Source organism: Streptomyces sp. NPDC050509, from assembly GCF_044457965.1.
Lineage (GTDB): Bacteria > Actinomycetota > Actinomycetes > Streptomycetales > Streptomycetaceae > Streptomyces.
The window spans coordinates 432,152-449,726 of record NZ_JBITHL010000002.1; the positions used below are offsets into that span (position 1 = coordinate 432,152).

At 72.7% G+C, this 17,575-nt stretch carries 17 protein-coding genes; 10 read left to right on the forward strand and 7 right to left on the reverse strand.

The window, feature by feature from the left end:
* The first annotated feature begins 92 nt into the window (after positions 1 to 92).
* The 5 genes from ACIBJC_RS07220 to ACIBJC_RS07240 all read left to right on the forward strand — a co-directional run bounded on the left by ACIBJC_RS07220 (position 93) and on the right by ACIBJC_RS07240 (position 6,464).
* On the forward strand, positions 93 to 1,439 hold the full coding sequence (locus ACIBJC_RS07220; RefSeq protein WP_399289100.1) for an ABC transporter substrate-binding protein: 1,347 nt from the start codon (positions 93 to 95) through the stop codon (positions 1,437 to 1,439).
* Positions 1,440 to 1,519: 80 nt separating this feature from the next.
* Positions 1,520 to 2,557 carry a carbohydrate ABC transporter permease gene (locus ACIBJC_RS07225; RefSeq protein ID WP_399289102.1) on the forward strand — a complete coding sequence of 346 codons (1,038 nt, stop codon included), beginning with the start codon at positions 1,520 to 1,522 and terminating at the stop codon, positions 2,555 to 2,557.
* Positions 2,554 to 3,456, forward strand: a complete 903-nt coding sequence (locus ACIBJC_RS07230; protein ID WP_399289104.1) for a carbohydrate ABC transporter permease — start codon at positions 2,554 to 2,556, stop codon at positions 3,454 to 3,456. Before ACIBJC_RS07225 ends, ACIBJC_RS07230 begins: the two co-directional genes overlap by 4 nt.
* Positions 3,457 to 3,519: 63 nt before the next feature.
* Complete coding sequence (locus ACIBJC_RS07235; protein WP_399289106.1) at positions 3,520 to 4,548, forward strand: hydroxyacid dehydrogenase; 1,029 nt, start codon at positions 3,520 to 3,522, stop codon at positions 4,546 to 4,548.
* Positions 4,545 to 6,464 (forward strand): DUF2264 domain-containing protein, encoded by a 1,920-nt coding sequence (locus tag ACIBJC_RS07240; protein ID WP_399289108.1) that lies wholly within the window; start codon positions 4,545 to 4,547, stop codon positions 6,462 to 6,464. The genes ACIBJC_RS07235 and ACIBJC_RS07240 overlap by 4 nt, the downstream gene beginning before the upstream one ends.
* An 84-nt stretch (positions 6,465 to 6,548) precedes the next feature.
* Here the strand turns inward: ACIBJC_RS07240 and ACIBJC_RS07245 are convergent, their stop codons facing one another.
* Positions 6,549 to 7,187 (reverse strand): N-acetylmuramoyl-L-alanine amidase, encoded by a 639-nt coding sequence (locus ACIBJC_RS07245; RefSeq protein WP_399289110.1) that lies wholly within the window; start codon positions 7,185 to 7,187, stop codon positions 6,549 to 6,551.
* 317 nt (positions 7,188 to 7,504) lie between these two features.
* Between ACIBJC_RS07245 and ACIBJC_RS07250 the strand changes: the two genes are divergently transcribed.
* Complete coding sequence (locus tag ACIBJC_RS07250) at positions 7,505 to 8,026, forward strand: GNAT family N-acetyltransferase (RefSeq protein ID WP_399289112.1); 522 nt, start codon at positions 7,505 to 7,507, stop codon at positions 8,024 to 8,026.
* On the opposite strand, the gene ACIBJC_RS07255 is transcribed toward ACIBJC_RS07250, so the two are convergent.
* Complete coding sequence (locus ACIBJC_RS07255) at positions 8,004 to 8,939, reverse strand: DUF3152 domain-containing protein (protein ID WP_399289114.1); 936 nt, start codon at positions 8,937 to 8,939, stop codon at positions 8,004 to 8,006. The genes ACIBJC_RS07250 and ACIBJC_RS07255 overlap by 23 nt on opposite strands.
* A gap of 161 nt (positions 8,940 to 9,100) precedes the next feature.
* Here ACIBJC_RS07255 and ACIBJC_RS07260 point away from each other — a divergent pair, with 161 nt between their 5' ends.
* The 3 genes from ACIBJC_RS07260 to ACIBJC_RS07270 all read left to right on the forward strand — a co-directional run bounded on the left by ACIBJC_RS07260 (position 9,101) and on the right by ACIBJC_RS07270 (position 12,093).
* Positions 9,101 to 9,787: a response regulator gene (locus tag ACIBJC_RS07260; protein ID WP_399289116.1), complete on the forward strand. Its 687-nt coding sequence runs from the start codon at positions 9,101 to 9,103 to the stop codon at positions 9,785 to 9,787.
* A gap of 111 nt (positions 9,788 to 9,898) precedes the next feature.
* Positions 9,899 to 11,413, forward strand: coding sequence for a sensor histidine kinase (locus ACIBJC_RS07265; RefSeq protein ID WP_399289118.1), 1,515 nt, complete (start codon positions 9,899 to 9,901; stop codon positions 11,411 to 11,413).
* On the forward strand, positions 11,410 to 12,093 hold the full coding sequence (locus tag ACIBJC_RS07270; protein WP_399289120.1) for a hypothetical protein: 684 nt from the start codon (positions 11,410 to 11,412) through the stop codon (positions 12,091 to 12,093). Before ACIBJC_RS07265 ends, ACIBJC_RS07270 begins: the two co-directional genes overlap by 4 nt.
* Here the strand turns inward: ACIBJC_RS07270 and ACIBJC_RS07275 are convergent.
* The 4 genes from ACIBJC_RS07275 to ACIBJC_RS07290 all read right to left on the reverse strand — a co-directional run bounded on the left by ACIBJC_RS07275 (position 12,087) and on the right by ACIBJC_RS07290 (position 15,427).
* Complete coding sequence (locus tag ACIBJC_RS07275) at positions 12,087 to 12,731, reverse strand: DUF305 domain-containing protein (protein WP_399289122.1); 645 nt, start codon at positions 12,729 to 12,731, stop codon at positions 12,087 to 12,089. The two genes, ACIBJC_RS07270 and ACIBJC_RS07275, sit on opposite strands and share 7 nt — an antisense overlap.
* 56 nt (positions 12,732 to 12,787) lie before the next feature.
* Positions 12,788 to 13,189 (reverse strand): DUF6153 family protein, encoded by a 402-nt coding sequence (locus ACIBJC_RS07280; protein ID WP_399289124.1) that lies wholly within the window; start codon positions 13,187 to 13,189, stop codon positions 12,788 to 12,790.
* 94 nt (positions 13,190 to 13,283) lie between these two features.
* Entirely contained in the window at positions 13,284 to 14,348 is a 1,065-nt protein-coding gene (locus ACIBJC_RS07285; RefSeq protein WP_399289126.1) for a FecCD family ABC transporter permease, read from the reverse strand.
* Complete coding sequence (locus ACIBJC_RS07290; protein ID WP_399289128.1) at positions 14,345 to 15,427, reverse strand: FecCD family ABC transporter permease; 1,083 nt, start codon at positions 15,425 to 15,427, stop codon at positions 14,345 to 14,347. Before ACIBJC_RS07290 ends, ACIBJC_RS07285 begins: the two co-directional genes overlap by 4 nt.
* 55 nt (positions 15,428 to 15,482) lie before the next feature.
* Here ACIBJC_RS07290 and ACIBJC_RS07295 point away from each other — a divergent pair, with 55 nt between their 5' ends.
* Positions 15,483 to 16,526 (forward strand): ABC transporter substrate-binding protein, encoded by a 1,044-nt coding sequence (locus ACIBJC_RS07295; protein WP_399289130.1) that lies wholly within the window; start codon positions 15,483 to 15,485, stop codon positions 16,524 to 16,526.
* A 78-nt stretch (positions 16,527 to 16,604) separates the two neighbouring features.
* Here the strand turns inward: ACIBJC_RS07295 and ACIBJC_RS07300 are convergent, their stop codons facing one another.
* A complete protein-coding gene (locus ACIBJC_RS07300) occupies positions 16,605 to 17,189 on the reverse strand; it encodes a TMEM165/GDT1 family protein (RefSeq protein ID WP_399289132.1) in 585 nt (194 codons plus the stop codon).
* Positions 17,190 to 17,575 lie beyond the last annotated feature (386 nt).

Genomic DNA, 17,575 nt, shown 5'->3' on the forward strand with positions numbered 1-17,575 from the left:
CGTTTCAACTTTCTTCTGAGCGATCTATTGACCAATTGTGATCAGCCGATCAGGATTCCCCGTGTCTCGAACCGGAGCCGCGGGAGGCCCCCATGCCTGGTCGACAGAGCCGTCGATCCGTGCTGGCCACGATCGCCGCACTGCCCCTGACAGGCGCCCTGGGCGCCTGCACCGGGGGCGGCGCGGACAGCCGATCGGGCAGCACGAGCACCACCAGCGGAAAAGCCACGCACCTCACCTTCTGGTCCGCGCTGCGCGGCAGCCAGCAGGTCGTGGACGCCTTCAACAAGACCCATGACACCATCCAGGTCGACTTCCAGCAGATCCCCGGCGGGGACGCCGGCGGTTACGCGAAACTCAGCAACGCCGCCCGCGCGGGCAACGCCCCGGACATCGCCACGCTCGAATACCCCCAGCTCCCCGGCTTCGCCATCGACGGCGTCGCCCGGGACATCACCGGCCTGGTCAGCGACGGTCTGCGGGCCAAGCTGCTGCCGCAGGCGCTGAGCCTGACCACCTTCGAGAAGCGGATCTTCAGCCTGCCGCTCGACGTCGAGCCGATGGTGATGCACTACCGCGTCGACCTCTTCGAGAAGTACGGGCTCGACATCCCGCGCACCTGGGAGGAGTTCGAGTCCCTCGCGAGAACGGTGCGCCGCAAGGCCGAAGGCCGCCGCCTCGTCCTCTTCCCCACGGACGGCTTCACCCAGTTCGCCGCGTACTCCTGGCAGGCCGGCGCCCAGTGGTTCGACACCGCGCGAGGCGCCTGGAACGTCTCGCTCGCCGACGCGCCCACCCGCCGCGTCGCCGCGTACTGGCAGCGGCTGATCGACGACGACCTCGTCTTCACCAACGCCGTCAACAGCAGGCAGAGCGACGCCCAGATCGGCAACGGCCTCGTCCTCACCCGGCTCACCGGGGCCTGGGACGCCGGTGCGCAGATGAACGCGCGCCCCGGCCAGAAGGGCCTGTGGGCGATCGCCCCGCTCCCGCAGTGGGACACCGGCCGGCCCGCCGTCGGCACCCACGGCGGCTCGACCTTCGCGGTCACCAAGGACAGCCGCCACCCGGAGGCCGCCATGGAGTTCATCGAGTGGCAGATCTCGCACCCCGACGCGCTCCGCGCCCGGCTCTCCAGCGGCACCAGCAGCCAGTACCCGGCCGCGCCCGGCCTGGTCGCCGTCGGACGTGAGGCGTTCGACCGCGCGTACTACGGCGGCCAGGACATCTACACCCTCTTCGAGCAGCAGGCCCACACGGTCCGCGACGGCTGGATCTGGGGCCCCCGGTCCAGCGCCACCGGGCGCGTCATGCAGGACGGGTTCGCCCGGGCGAGCGGCGGCAAGGGCTCGCTCATCGCCTCGGTGCGCGAGGCACAGCGAGGCACCATGCCGGATCTCAAGGCCCTCGGTCTCGCGACCACCGAGGACAGCTCCTGAGCGAGGACAGCACCTGAGCGAGCGCCGCCCCGCCCCACCCCGCCCGTCCCCGCACCAGAGAGGCAGGTGACCTCCCTCCCATGACCAATCCCCTGACCAACCCCGCGCCCAGCCCGCTCGCCGCCCCCGCGTCCCCGGCGTCCGGCACCACGCCACGGTCCACCGCGAGCGGCGCCCCCGGCAGCCCCGCGACCGCCGCCCGCGGCGGCCGGAAGTCGGCCCGGCGCCGTGAACTCGGCGCGTGCGCCCTCCTGATGGCCCCTTTCTTCGTCCTCCTCGTGACGGTCTTCCTGATCCCGGTAGGGACCGCCGTCCGGCTGAGCTTCTTCAGCGACGACCAGCCCGGCCTCGGCTTCGGCCCGGAACGTACCGTCTTCGTCGGACTGCGCGGCTACGCCGCCGTCCTGACCGACCCCACCTTCCTCGGCGGCCTCACCACCGTCGTCCTGTACTGCGTGATCTACATCCCGCTGATGGTGATCGCCGCCCTCGCGCTGGCGCTGCTGCTCGACTCCGGGGTGGTACGGCTGCGCTCCTGGGCCCAGCTCGGACTCTTCCTGCCGCACGCCGTGCCCGGCATCATCGCCGCCCTCATCTGGCTCTACCTCTACACCCCCGGCATCAGCCCGATCATCGAAGCGTTCGGCAAAGCCGACATCACCATCGACTTCCTCGGCGTCAACACCGTGCTGCCGTCCATCGTGAACATCGCGCTCTGGAGCAACCTCGGCTACAACATGGTCGTCTTCTACGCCGCGCTCCAGGCCGTACCGCGCGAGGTCGTCGAGGCGGCGGTCGTCGACGGCGCGGGACCGGTCCGTACCGCACTCCAGGTCAAGACACCGCTGGTGCGCTCCTCGATCGTGATGGTGGCGATGTTCACCCTCATCTTCGCCCTCCAGCTCTTCACCGAGCCGATGCTGCTCAGCCAGTCCACCCCGATGATCAACTCGCGTTTCTCGCCGAGCATGTACATCTACGACGCGGCGTTCATCCGCAACAACTACAGCCTGGCCGCCGCCGCCTCCGTGGTCCTGCTCGTCTTCACCGTCGCCCTCTCCTACGGCGTCACCCGCTGGACCAACCGCGCCGACGCCCCGGAGGAGGCCACCCGATGAGCACGACCACCACCACCGCCCCGCGCACCCCCCTGCCGGCCGTCACCCGCGGCGGCCCCCCGCGCCCCCGTCTCCTCGGCCGCGCCGTCGTCAACCTCGTCGTCGGCGTCTCCGTGCTCTACACCCTGCTGCCGGTGGCCTGGCTGGTGCTCGCCGCGGGCAAGAACCGCGACGCCCTGTTCAGCAGCGATCTGCTCTCCCTCGGCGACTTCTCCTTCGTGCAGAACCTGAAGGACCTGTTCGCCATGGACGGCGGGCTGTACGGGCGCTGGTACGGCAACAGCCTGCTGTACGCGGTCGTCGGCGCCGCGCTCGGCTCCCTGATCTCCATCGCCTGCGGCTACGCCTTCGACAAGTACCGCTTCCCCCACAAGGAGAAGCTGTTCGGACTCGTCCTCGCCGCCGTGATGGTCCCGCAGACCGTCCTCGCGCTGCCGCTCTACCTGATGGCCTCCGGCGCCGGCCTGGTGAACACCTTCTGGGCCGTCTTCATCCCCGTGCTCTTCAACCCCTTCGGTGTCTACCTCGGCCGGATCTTCAGCCAGGGGTACGTACCGAACGAAGTCCTCGAAGCGGCGCGCGTCGACGGCGCGGGCGAACTCACCACCTACGTACGGGTCGCCCTGCGGATGCTCGGCCCCGGACTCGTCACCGTCTTCCTGTTCCAGCTCACCGCCATCTGGAACAACTTCTTCCTCCCCATGGTGATGCTCTCCGACCAGGACCTGTATCCGGTGAGTCTCGGCCTGTTCACCTGGAACAGTTCCGCCTCCGTCTCCCCGGAGTACTACCCCGTGGTGATCATGGGCTCGCTGCTCGCGGTCCTGCCGCTGATCCTCGCCTTCGCCCTGCTCCAGCGCTTCTGGAAGTCCGGCCTCACCGCGGGCTCCGTCAAGTAGCCGCCCCGGGGAACAGCCGCCCGGCCGGGACCGCCGTCCCGGACCACCCCTACCAGGAGAGAGATGCCCCCCACCCCGACCGCACGCCCCCGTCCGCGCGCCGCGCTCGCCATGTCACCGCGGGCCGCGGCGGCCGTCCTCGATCCGGAGAGCCTGGCCGCCCTCGGCACGGTGTGCGCGCTGACACCGCCGCCCGTCCTCGACGACTTCACCACCGACCGGGCCCGCGCCACCCTCGCGGACGTGGAACTCCTCGTCACCGGCTGGGGCTGCCCGCCGCTGGACGCCGCGGCCCTCGCGGCGGCGCCCCGACTGCGCGCCGTCGTCCACACCGCGGGCACCGTCCGCGGCCATGTCACCGAGGCGTGCTGGGAGCGCGGCATCGAGGTCTCCTCGGCCGCCGCCGCCAACGCGCTGCCCGTCGCCGAGTACACCGTCGCGATGATCCTGCTCTCCGGCAAGCGGGTCCTGGAACGCGCCCGCGCCCTGCGCGCCACCCACGACCGCGGCGACTGGCTGCGGACCCCCGCCGGCCTCGGCAACTACGGCCGCACCGTGGGCATCCTCTCCGCCTCGCTGATCGGCCGGCGGGTGATCGAACTGCTCCGCCCGTACGATCTGACGATCCTGCTGCACGACCCGTACGTGTCCGACGCGGAGGCGACCGCGCTCGGCGCGCACCCCGTCGGACTCGGTGAACTCTTCGCACGCGGCGACGTGGTCAGCGTCCACACTCCGCTGCTGCCCGCCACCCACGGCCTCGTCAGCCGCGAACTCCTCACCTCCATGCGCCCCGACAGCGTGCTCGTCAACACCTCGCGCGGCGCCGTCGTCGACCAGGACGCCCTCACCGACGTCCTGCGCGCCGGACGCGTCCGGGCCGTCCTCGACGTCACGGACCCCGAGGTCCTGCCGCCCGAACATCCCCTCTGGGCCTGCGAGAACGCGGTCATCACCCCGCATCTCGCGGGCTCGCAGGGCAACGAACTGCGCCGGCTCGCCGATCTGGCGGTCGGCGAGGTCACCCGCTGGGCGGCGGGCGACGGCTTCGACCACCCCGTACGACGTGAAAGGCTGGCATTCCTCGCATGACCGAACACCACGGCACCCCCGCCCCCGGCGGACCGGCGTTCGCGCTCCCCGCCGACGACCGGGCGCTGAGCCCGCACACCGGCTACACCCGGGCCCACTGGGAGGCCACCGCCGACGGACTGCTGCGCGCCGCCTGGCGCTGGGCCACCCCCGGCAGCGCCCTGCTCGACCTGCCGGGCCGCCCCTCGGGCTCCGGGGTGCGCTCCGACGGCCTCGAAGGCTACGCCCGTACGTTCCTGGCCGCCGCGTTCCGGGTCGCGGGCGCGGGCGGCAAGGACCCGCACGGCTGGCTCGACCGGTACGCGGACGGGCTTGCGGCGGGGACCCGTACCCCCGGGCGGGACGACACCGAGTCCTGGCCGCTGATCCTCGACCACTACGTACAGGGCCAGCCCATGGTCGAGTCCGCGTCCGTCGCCCTCGGGCTGCGGCTGACCGCGCCCTGGCTCTGGGACCGGCTGGATTCCGGCGTCCAGGACCGCGCCGAGGAGTGGCTGCGCGGCTCCCTGCGCCACACCCCGGCGCCCAACAACTGGTATCTCTTCCCGTACTCGGTGGCCGGGTTCCTGGAGTCCGTCGGCCGCGGCGACGCCGAGACGGCGCGCGCCAGGGAGCGGGCCCTCACCCTGCTGGAGGGCTGGTACCAGGGCGAGGGCTGGTACGCCGACGGCGACAGCCGCGCCTTCGACCACTACAACGGCTGGGCCCTGCACCTCTACCCGATGCTCGACGCCCATCTCGCGGGCGACACCGGGCAGTTGGCGCACCACGGCGCCCGGCTCCGTGCCCACCTCGACGGCTTCTCCCTGCTCTTCGGCGCGGACGGCGCGCCGATACACTTCGGCCGCTCGCTCTCCTACCGGTTCGCGGCGGGCGCGGCGGTCGGCCTCGGCGCCGTCACCGGACACACCCCGCTCGCGCCCGGGGTGTCGCGACGGCTGGTGAGCGGGGCGCTGCGGTACTTCCTGGACCGGGGGGCGACCGGCGACGACGGGCTGCTGAGCCTGGGCTGGCACGGCCCGCACGACGCCACGCTCCAGCACTACTCGGGCCCCGCCTCGCCGTACTGGGCGTCCAAGGCGTTCGTCGCGCTCCTCGCCCCCGAGGACCACCCCCTGTGGACGGCGCCGGAGGAGCCCGCGCCGAGCGAGGGCCCCGACCGGGTGCTGGCCCTGCCCGTACCGGGTCTGCTGGTCCAGTCGACCCGCGCGGACGGGATCGTACGGCTCCACAACCACGGCAGCGACCATGTCCGCCCGCACGAGGGCGAGGCGGGAGTGGCGGACGATCCGCACTACAGCCGGCACGCCTACTCGACCAGGACCGGCCCCACGGCCGCGGCCAACGTCGCGGACAACCAGGTGGTGCTGGAGGTCGCGGGCCGGCTCAGCGGACGTCGCCGGATCCACCCGCTGGGCGCCGGCGGCGGCGACGGCTGGGGCTGGGCGGCCTCCTGGCACCGCCCGGTCTTCACCACGGGCGCGCCCATGGCGCCGGGGCTGCGGGTGGAGAGCGTCACGGTCGCCCGGGGACGGTACGAGCTGCGGGTGCACCGGGTGGTGGGCGCCCCGCCGGGCGCCCGGGTCCGGCAGACGGGCTGGGCGACAGGACCCGACGAGGACGTACGGTCCGACCTGCACGGGCTGTACGGCTGGGAGGCGGCCCCGGCCGAGCGACGGGCCCCGCAGGGAACGGCGTTCACCCGCTGGGCGGTGGTGCCGGAACTGACCGCGCCGGCCGAGGGCACGGCGCTGTTCGCCGCCCTCGCCACGCTCACGGCGGAGCCCGACGCGGCCCCGCCGGCCGGTGCGGTGAGCGGAGTGACCGTGGACGGGGGGACGGTCGAGGTCCGGTGGACCGACGACGGTTCGCGGACCCGGATCGCCTTCGACCCGCTGACGGTCGACCACGGCTGAGCAGGTCCCCCCGTCCCGTACCTGCCTCGCCCCGTCCCGCCCGGCCGTGTCACCGGCCGGGCAGGGCGGGGGAGTTACGGGGAGTCAGGCGTTGACGAGATCGAGGTAGCGGGCCCAGTCCCAGTACTTCCCGGGGTCGGTGTGCGTGGCTCCCGGCACCTCGCTGTGCGCGATGATGCGCTCCCGTGTCCTGGGGATGCCGTACCGGGCGCAGACGGCGGCGGTGAGCGCCGCCGACGAGGCGTACAGCGCGTCGGTGAAATAGGCGGGCTGATCGACCCACCCCTCGTGCTCGATACCGATGCTGCGGGTGTTGTAGTCCCAGTTGCCGGCGTGCCAGGCGACGTCCTTCTCCCGTACGAACTGCCCGACGTACCCGTCCGCGGAGGCCACCATGTAGTGCGCCGAGACCTTCTTGGCCGGGTTCTGGAAGATGTCCCTCGCGTCCGGGAAGGTCTCCTGCGTCACATGGATCACGACGAAGTCGACGGAGTACTGCGTGGGGCGCGAGGCGACGGTGTAGTTGGACGTGCTGGCCGGGATCCAGTGGGTCGGCGGATAGGCGACGGCGGCGCGGTGGCCCGCCGGGCCGGCCGCCTCCGCCGCGCCGGCCGCCGGGGCGTGCGCGGCGCTCGCGGCGGTGAGTCCGAGGGCGGCGGCGCCCAGATACGTACCGGATCTGAGCAGCGAGCGGCGGGACGGGGTGGGGCCGTGGGCTTCCATGGAAGTCTCCCGAAATCCTTGTGCCGTGGGGGGAATTGACGCGCGTAGCGGGATTCCCCTCCATGCTGACCGGCCGACAGGTGCATGCCAATCACTCGATGGCAAAGAAAGAGAACACCGGTCGGTCTGGACCTCTGGCAGGCGCTGCGCGTCCCCGGGCGCGGTGCGGCGGACCGGCCCGCGCCCACCCTGCCGGGACCCTGCCCGCCGCCGGCGAACGCCACGCGGCCGGCGCCCCACGATGGCCCGTACGAGGGTCCGGGCGCCCCCATGTTCGTATCGCACCCGGACTCGTCGCGATACGTAATACTCTCCCTATGGGATCGAGGATTACGCGCCCGAGGGGCGGAGCGCGCGGCGCGGCCGTGGAGATCAGACGGGCGACCGCCGGGGACGCCAGGCGGCTCACCAAGCTGGTCCGGGGCTCCCACGCCTACCGGGGCCCCTACGCCTCGATGGTCGCCGGATACCGGGTGGGCCAGGACTACATCGAGACCCACGAGGTCTACGTGGCCACCGGCGAGGACGGCCGGGTGCTCGGCTTCTACGCGCTCGTCCTCGACCCGCCGGAGCTGGACCTGATGTTCGTCGCGGACGACGCCCAGGGCCTCGGCATCGGGCGCCGGCTCGTCGGGCATCTCACCGGCCGGGCGCGCGAGGCGGGGCTCGACGCCGTACGGGTGGTCGCGCACCCGCCGGCCGAGGGCTTCTACCGCAGCGTCGGCGCCCTGCGGACCGGCACCGTGGCCGCGCGCCCGCCCGCCGTGCCGTGGGACCGCCCCGAGATGGTGCTCCCGGTCGGCCCCGGCGACGGCGTCACGGCACGGGAGGGCCGGTGATCGCCGTCCCGTCCGCCGCGTAGGGCCAGGCGTTGATGACGCATCCCCGCAACCCCTTGATCTGCTGCATCATCGCGGGAGCGGGCTTTCCGGCGCCCGGGCAGGTCTCGTGGTTGTGCCCGAGGTAGTGGCCGACCTCGTGGTTGACGATCAGCGCGCGGTAGGACGGTATGTCGCGGGCGTAGGCCGGGGTGGCCAGCCGCCAGCGCTTGAGGTTCACCATCACATGCCGGCCCACATTGCAGTTGACCTCGCCGCCGGTGTCCAGGTTGTACTCGCCGCAGACCCGGTCGACGGTGTCCGGCGTCGCGAGCTGGACGACGAAGTCGGCGGTGTCGCCCGCGATCCGCCGGAATCCGGTGGCGCCGTCGGCCGTCCAGCCGCGCGGGTCCGCCAGGATCTCGTCCACCTCCGAGGCGACCGCCTCGGCGGACTCCTTGAGCCCGTTCTCGACGGAGACGGAGTAGGTCACGATCCGCCCGCCGCCGACCGAGCCGGTACCCGCGCCCGCCGTGGAGAACGTGCCAGGACCGGACTTCGGGATTCCGTTGGACGACGTCGACGAATCCGAGGAATCCGACGACTCCGACGACTTCGCGGACTCCGATGTCGGCGGCTTCGCCGAGGGATCGGTGTCCGCGCCGGCTTCCGGTGTCTTCCTGGCGGAGGCAGACGCGGAGGGTGCGCCGGGCGAGTCCGTGTCCGCGGGTGAGGACGCCTTCTGCCGCGCGCTCGCCGTGGACTCGCTCCCGCCGCCGACGAGTTCCGTCACGAAGAGGCCGACGGCCGTCAGCGCGGCGAGCGCGGTGAGTCCCGCGACGAGCGGTGCCTTGCGGGCGGGCCCGGCGTGGGCGGATCCTTTCGAACGGCGACGCCTGCCGCGCGGCCGGGCATGGGAAGAGCGAGGGGTCATGGAAGAAGAGGCTGTGGCGGCGGTGTGCGCAAACCTGGACCAGGAGATAACGAATGCGTAACGCCCCGGTGGGGGAGGTTTCATATGATCGTCGCGTAACAATCGCCCCGGCCGGCCCCCGCGCGGCGGGCACGCCACCCGGACGTACGGATACTGTCGGCATGCCACGTGTCCTGCTCATCGAAGACGACCCCGCCGTACGCGAGGGCGTACAACTCGCCCTCCGCCGCCAGGGCCACGACGTCGAGGCCGTCGCGACCGGGGAGCTCGGCCTCGAACAGCACCGCCGGTTCCGTCCCGACGTCGTCGTCCTCGACCTGATGCTGCCGGGGATGAGCGGCCTCGACGTGTGCCGCAGGATCAGGGCCGGCAGCCAGGTGCCCATCATCATGGCCACCGCGCGCGGCGACGACGTGGACGTCATCGTCGGACTGGAGGCGGGAGCCGACGACTATGTCGTCAAACCCGTCCAGGCCCGCGTCCTCGAAGCCCGGATCCGGGCCGTACTGCGCAGGTTCGGCGTCCCCGCCGACACCGACGCCGCGCGGATCGAACGCCACGGGGACCTGGTCATCGACCGCGCCGGACTCGACATCACCCTCGGCGGCGAGCCCGTCTCGCTCGCCCTGTCCGAGATGCGGCTCCTGCTCACCCTCTCCGCCTCGCCCGGACAGGTCTTCAGCCGCCAGCAACTCCTCGAAGCCGTCTGGGAACACAGCTACCACGGCGACATCAGGCTCGTGGACGCCTGCGTGAAGCGCCTGCGCTTCAAGATGGCCGAGCCCTCGGGGGCGCCGCGGTTCGTCCAGACCGTACGCGGCTTCGGCTACCGCTTCCGGTCCCCCTGAGCCCTGGGCCTCCGGGCCCAGAGCCTCCGAGCCCCGCGCGTCCGAGCCCCGAGCCTCCAACTCCCGAGTCCCGAGCCCTGATCCTGAGACCTCCCGATGAGACTCCCCGGAATGCCCCCCCTGATGTCCCGGATCCGCCTGATACCGCGGGTCCGCGGACTGCGCGTCCGCCTCGTGGTCGCCTTCACCCTCGTCGCCGTCGCGGGAACCCTCACCAGCGGTGCGCTGACCTTCCGCGAGGCACGCACCGGCGTGCTCCAGCAGAGCCAGGACACCGTGGTCAAACAGTTCCGCGAGGGGGTGAACGGCTCCGCGCCCGGGCTCAGACTGCCCGCCGAGCGATCGGAGTTGGAGTGGTTCACCGACGAAGTGGCCAAAGCCGGCCGCTCCGAGGGCTGGCGGGTCCTGACCGTCTACCGGAACGTACGCGTCACCTCCTCCCCGGACGACACCTTCGGCGAACTCACCCCCGAACTGAGCCGGGCGGCGCTCACCGAGTCCGCCACGGTCTTCCAGCGGGTCCCCACGGAGAACACCTCCGTCCTCGTCGTCGGCCTGCCCGTCACCTACGGCACCCCCGAGAGCGGAGCGCGCCACCACTCCGGCCTCGCCGTCTTCCTGATCGTCTCGCAGAGCGACGAGGAGGCGTACGTCAACGCCCTGGTCTCCGCCGTCCAGCGGGCCACGCTCCCCGCGCTCGGCCTCGCCGTGCTCCTCGCCCTGCTGGCCGCGCGCGGCGTGCTGCGTCCCGTACGGGAGCTGCGGCGCGCCGCCCGGTCCATGGCCGAGGGCCGCTTCGACACCCGGCTCGCGGTCCACGGCTCCGACGAACTGGCCGACCTCTCCCGTACGTTCAACGAGACGGCCACCGCGCTGGACCACTCCGTCGCGGAGCTGCGCCGGATGGAGGCCCGCGCCCGCCACTTCGCCTCCGACGTCTCCCACGAACTGCGCACCCCGCTGGCCGCCATGGCGGCCGTCACCGACGTGCTGGACGAGGACGCCGACGGGCTCGACCCGGACACCGCCACCGCCGTACGCCTCATCAGCCAGGAGACCCTCAAACTCGCCCGGCTCGTCGACGACCTCATGGAGATCTCCCGCTTCGACGCAGGGGCGGTCGAACTCCAGTGGGACGACATCGACCTCGCCGAGTCCCTGCGCCGTACGCTCGCCGCCCGCGGCTGGACGGAGACCGTGGAGACCGAACTGCCGCCCCCGGACGCCCTGCGCGGCCGGGTCGACGCGCGCCGTCTCGACGTCGTCGTCGCCAACCTGGTCGCCAACGCGCTGCGCCACGGCGAACGCCCCGTACGGCTACGGCTGTACGCCTCCGACGGGTGGGCCGTCGTCGAAGTGACGGACAGCGGCCCCGGCATCCCCGACGACGTCCTGCCGCATGTCTTCGAACGGTTCTACAAGTCGGACACCGCCAGGACGCGCACCGAAGGCAGCGGTCTGGGGCTCGCCATCACGGCGGAGAACGTCCAGTTGCACGGAGGCACCGTCCGGGCCGCGAACCGGCCGGAGGGCGGCGCCGTCTTCACCGTCGAGATCCCGCTGCCGACCGACCCGGCCGAGCCGTTCCCCGTACCCCGTGACCGCCGTCCGGAGGACCGATCATGACCCCGACACCCCGGCGGCGCCCGGCCGCCGCGCTGCTGCTGGTGCTGGCCGCGCCGCTCCTGCTCGCGGCCGGCTGCCGGATCCCCGGCACCGGCGTCGTCCAGGCAGGCGAACCGGCCACCGGCGTGCGCCCCGTGGTCCTGCTCTACCTCGTCAAGAACGACGCCCTGTATCCGGTGGCGCGCTCCGCCGATGTCACCTCCACCGATGTCGACACGGCCGTCTCCCTCGCGTTGCGCGGCCCCCAGCCCGCCGAGACACGCGGCGGGGTGACCACCGAGCTGCCGCGGTCCGACATCCGGCCGCGGGTCGTCGTGGACGGAGACCGGATCTCGGTCGAACTGCCGCGGCAAGGCCCCCTCACCCCGCTCGCCGTGGACCAGCTCGTCTGCACGGTGGCCGCCGCCCGGGCGCTGGAGGCCCCGGACGCGGCCCCGGCCGTGACCGTCGTCGACCGGGCGGGGCGGCGTACGGTCACGGCCGCAGAGGCCCGCTGCCCCACCGGGGACAGCTCCTCCGACGCGTTCCGGCCCGAGGAGACCCCGGCCCCGAAGACCGAGGAGCCCGCGGCCCCGGAGGCCACGGGGTCCCCGGTCCCCGAGACCACGGAGCGCGAACCCTCGGTGCTGGGGGCCCCGCCCCCGGCGGGCGCGGCCCCCGGCGAGGGCGGGTCCTACTGACCCAGCAGGGTGTTCATCCGGGTGATCTCGGCGGTCTGCGAGGTGACGATGGCGCCGGCCATCTTCCTGGCACCCTGGTGGGCGCCCCGGGACTGTTCGGTCCTGGCCATCTCGACCGCGCCCTCATGGTGCTCGACCATCATCCTCAGGAACGCGGTGTCGAAGGTCTTGCCGGACGCCTTCTCCAGCTCCGCCATCTCGTCGTCGGCCATCATCCCGGCCATGGAGTGGCCGGAGTGTTCCGCGCCTTCCGCCGCCGGCGCGTCCTTCGCGGGTACGTCCTCGCCCCAGGCCGTGAGCCACTCCGACAGGGTCCTGATCTCCGGGTCCTGGGCCTTCCTGATCTCGGAGGCGAGTGTCCTCACCTCCGCGGACGAGGCCCGGCCGTCGGCGAGATCGGCCATCTCCACCGCCTGCCGGTGGTGCGGGATCATGCCCTGGGCGAAGGACACGTCGGCGGCGTTGTGCGCCGAAGCCGACGTGGAACCCGACGGCGAGCCGGACGGGGCCGCGCCGTGGCCGGAGTGCTTGGCGGTGGACGCGTCCTGCCCACCGCAGGCCGCGAGAACCAGGACGGCGCCCACGGCGGCGGCAGCGGCGGCGGCCCGGCGACGGGCCGGGAAACGGTACGAGGTCATGCTGGAACAACTCCTGTGCGTGAAAAGGGACAGAGGCATGCCGGACGCGGGCACGCCTATATGCGCAGGAGTTGCAGTTCGCTCAGTGAGGGAGGGGCCCGGTCGCCCGGCGCCGCCCCCGGGCCCTGGCGCGCGACGACCGCCGGAGTCCGCGTGACGGCGGACGGGCCCGGCAGCAGCGGCGCGCCGAGCGCGGGACCGGTACTGGTACCGGCCGCGGCACAGGTGGCGTCCGCGTGGTCCATGTGCCCGCCGCCGTCATGGGCGGGCGGTGCGCAGACGGGGGCCTCGGCCGCCGTGGCGAGGGCGGAGGCGGACGGCGGCGCGGCGTGCGCGCCCAGGGCGGGGACGGGCCCGAGGCCGTGCATGGCCAGCAGCCCGGCCGTCACCGCAAGCACCAGCGCCAGCAGGACACGCACCCCGAAGGGGCCGTGCTCGCTGTGCGGGGGCCGTCTCATGGGGCCATCGTAGCCACAGCCCCGTGGCCGTCCCGAGGCGGTGCGCACCCGGCGGCGCGGCGCGGGTGACGGAGCGTCAGCCCCGGGGGCCGTGTCACGCGGACCGGTCCGTCTTCTTCTCCCGCGACAGCAACCACAGCAGATACACCCCGCCGAGGGCCCCGGTGACGAGCCCCACCGGGATCTGGAAGGGGGCGAGCACCCGCTGCGCCAGCAGATCGGCGGTCGCCAGGATCAGCGCCCCGGTCAGCATGGCCGACCCGATCGGGGGACCGGGGGAGCGGGTGATCCTGCGGGCGAGCTGCGGGGCCGCCAGCGCGAGAAAACCGATCGGGCCCGCGACGGCGACGGCCGTACCGGCGAGGGCGACGCCCATCAGCAGACAGAGCACCCGTATCCGCGTGACGTTCACGCCCAGCGCCCCCGCCGTGTCGTCGCCCATCTCCATGAGCCGCAGCGGCCGGCCCAGCGCCAGGGTCGCCACCGCGAGCACCGGCAGCGCGAGCGCCAGGGGTGTCACCTGCGGCCAGGAGACGGCGTTGAGGCTGCCGAACGTCCAGGCCTTCGCGCTCTCCGCGGACTCCAGATCGGCGCGCGTGAGCAGGAAGTCGTTGACCGAGGAGAGCATCGCGCCGACGGCGATCCCGGCGAGGACCAGCCGGTTCCCGGAGACCCCGCGCGACGCGGTGAACGCGTAGACCACGACCGCCGTGCACAGCCCGCCGAGCACCGAACCGGCGCCGACCCCCACCCCGGCCGAGCCGCCGCCCGCCAGGATGACGACGAGGGCGCCGCTGGTGGACCCGGTGGTGAACCCGATGACGTCCGGGCTGCCGAGCGGGTTGCGCGACAGGCTCTGGAAGAGCGCCCCGGACAGTCCGAGCGCCGCCCCGACGAGGAGCGCCGCGCAGACCCGCGGCAGCCGCTGGCCGACCACGATGAACCGGTCGGTGGCGGAGCCGCCCCCGGTGAACAGGACATCGGCGATGTGCGCGGCATCGATCCGGTACGTACCGGTGAACAGGGTGAGCGTCCACACCGCCACGCAGCACACCAGCAGCAGGGCCAGCACGGCGGCCGTACGGCCCGAGTAGCGCAGGGTGATCCCGCGCGGCAGCCGCGCCACCCGCGTGGCGGCGGTCCGGGGCGCGGCGCTCACGCGGTGACCTCCCGGCGCCGTACGACCAGCCACAGCAGCGCGGGAGCGCCGATGAACGCGGTGACGATGCCCACCTCGATCTCCCCCGGCGGCGCGATCACCCGCCCCGCGATGTCACTGACGAGCAGCAGGATCGCGCCGCCCGGCAGCGCGAAGGCCAGCAGCCAGCGCAGGTCGGGCCCGAGCAGCAGCCGCAGCACATGCGGTACGACCAGCCCGACGAAGCCGATCGGACCCGCCGCGGCGGTCGCGGCGCCGCACAGCAGCATGATCGAGACGAACCCCGCGGCACGTACCCACGGCACCCGCAGCCCGAGCGCGGCGCCCGCCTCGTCCCCGAGCGCCAGGGCGTTGAGGGACGGGCCGAGCACCAGCGCGACGACGATGCCCACCAGCACGAAGGGGACGGCGGCGGTCAGCGCCTCCGTACCGCGGTTCTCCAGCGATCCGACCACCCAGAAGCGGTACGAGTCGAACGCGGAGGAGTCGAACATGGTGAGGATGCCGGTACAGGCCCCCAGGCTCGCCGACAGCGCCGCCCCCGCCAGCACCAGCCGGGTGTGATGGTTGCTCCGGGTGGCGCCCGAGGTGAGGGCGTACACCAGCAGCGCGGCCAGCACGGCGCCCGCGAAGGCGAACCAGATGTACCCGGACACGCTCGTCACATGGAACGCGGCGATGGCCGTCACCACGGCGAACGAGGCACCGGAGTTGACCCCCACGATGCCCGGTTCCGCCAGCGGATTGCGGGTGATGGCCTGCATGACGACCCCGGCGAGCGCCAGCGCCGCGCCCACGGTGACCGCGAGCGCGGTACGGGGCAGCCGCAACTGCCGGACGATGATGGCCTCCGGGCTGCCGTCGTCGTGGAGCAGCACCCGCCCCACGGTGTCCAGCGGGACACCACGCGCGCCGGTGCCCAGGCTCACCAGGAGCAGCAGGACGACCAGGCCGAGACAGACCACCAGCGCCGCGAACCGCCTGCCGCCCCTCGGCCGCGCGGGTCGCGTCGCACCGGTCGGTGCCGGTTCGGCCGCCGGAGCGCCGGTCCGGTCCGTACCTCCCGATATGTGATCCATCGCATGACTGTCGTCCCTACTCATCCACACTTAGGAGAGCCTAAGCTAATCGATCGTGTACCGCTTCCGTGATCTCCCTCTCACCCGTCTGATCAGCGGCGTTGCCCTGTCGGGCGCCCTGCTGCTCACCGGCTGTTCCACGGCCTCGACCGTGTCGTCGGACAGCAGTCCGACCGGCGAGCCGTCGGCCGCCGCCACCCACACCGCTCCCCGCACCGTGCCCAAGGGCATGGGAAGCGGTAAACCGGACGGCGAGTTCCCGCGTACGGTCGGCCACTTCGAGGGCAGGACCACCATCAAGGCCGCGCCGAAGAAGGTCGTGGTCATCTCCACCGGCCAGGCCGACGCGCTGCTCACGCTCGGCACCGTCCCGGCCGGCTCGACCCGGGGCGACGGGGCCGACCTCGTACCCCAGTACCTGAAGGACGACTTCCCCGAGGACGCCGCCGCGCTGGGGAAGGTCGTCGACGTGGGTTCGCGGGTGGATCCGAATCTGGAGACCATCGCGAACATCAAGCCCGATCTGATCCTGATGAACGTCGCGGGCAAGAACGCCAAGAGCCTCTACAAGGCACTCAGCGCGGTCGGGCCCACCGTCGCCACCCAGGGCACCGGGCTCTACTGGAAGCAGGACTTCCTGCTCGCCGCCGACGGGCTCGGCAAGGCCGACCGGGCGCGCACGTACCTGGACCGCTTCCACACCGACGCCGCCGCGCTGGGCGCCTCGCTCGACAAGCCGGTGACCGTCTCGTTCCTGCGGCTGAACGGGGACCGTCTGCGCGTCTTCGGGGTGCCGTCGTTCACCGGCAGCATCGCCGAGGACGCCGGGCTCGGCCGGCCCGAGAGCCAGCGGTTCGACAAGACCTCGCAGAACATCAGCAACGAGCAGCTCGACCGGGCCGACGCCGACTGGCTCTTCTACGGGGTCCAGGGCGACGCGGCGAAGTCCGCCGAGCTGACCGGGGCGCCGCTGTGGCCGACGCTCTCCGCCGTCGCCGGCAAGACCGCGATCCCGGTCGACGACGACGTCTTCTACCTCAACACCGGCCCCACGGCCGCCCGTGACGTGCTCACCGCCCTCAAGAAGCACCTGACCTGACCCGCGCCTCCTACGAAGGGGCCGGTCCCGTCGGTACGTACCGACGGGACCGGCCCCTTCGCGTGGTCGTACGGGGCGTCAGCCCACGAAGATCTCGGTCACCGACCAGATGGCGAGGCCGAGCATGCACAGACCGCCGATCCGCTGCACGGTCTTCAGCGGGACGCGGGTGGCGATGAACCGGCCCGCGAGCAGGGCCAGCGCGGAGACGGACATCAGCGCGGCGGCCGACCCGATGGCGGTCGACCAGGTGCCGTTGCTCGCGGCGAGGTTGGCCGTGGTGATCTGGGTCAGGTCGCCCCACTCGCTGATGAAGACGGCCATGAAGGCGGTCGAGTAGACCGGCCAGAAACCGGTGACGGTCTTGGGCTCCGTCTCCTCGTCCTCGTCGTCGCCCCCGCCGCGCAGCAGCATGAAGGCGCCGAGGGCGAAGAGCAGGGCCGAGACGAGCTTGACGATCCAGTCGGGCAGCAGCCCGATGAGGCTGCCCGCGCCGATGGCGATGGCGACATGCACGATGAACGCGGTCGACGTGCCGAACCACACGTAGAGCGGACGCATGCGCGTGCCCATGGCGAGGGACGCGAACATGGTCTTGTCGGGGAGCTCCGCGAGGAAGATCAGACCGAAGGCGGTGAGGATCGCCAGGGGATCGAGAGACATTCCGGGTGGCTTTCTCTGGGGGCCGGGCCCGGGTCTTCGCGAAGCGCCGTATCGGAGCCAGGAGGACCACTCGGCCCGGCACGACGGTGGTGCCCGCGGGACGCGGACATGTCAGTGCCTGACCGAAGGTCTCGCCCGCCCGCCTGATCGGCGGGCCCGGCCACCGGGAACCCGGGGGTTCCAGTGTGTCGACGACCGGTTCGCGGGGCTACTCCCCTTCGCAGGCTCCCACCGTACCCCACCCGGGACGCGGGGCGCGTGGCGGCCCGGGCGGGGCCGTACGCGCGAACGGCGCGGCGTACGTGTGAACCGTGCGGCGTACGGGGCCCCGTACGGCCCTGTCCGCTGGCTCGCTCCCCGGGGCTGCCGTGTAGTGGGTCCTGCGG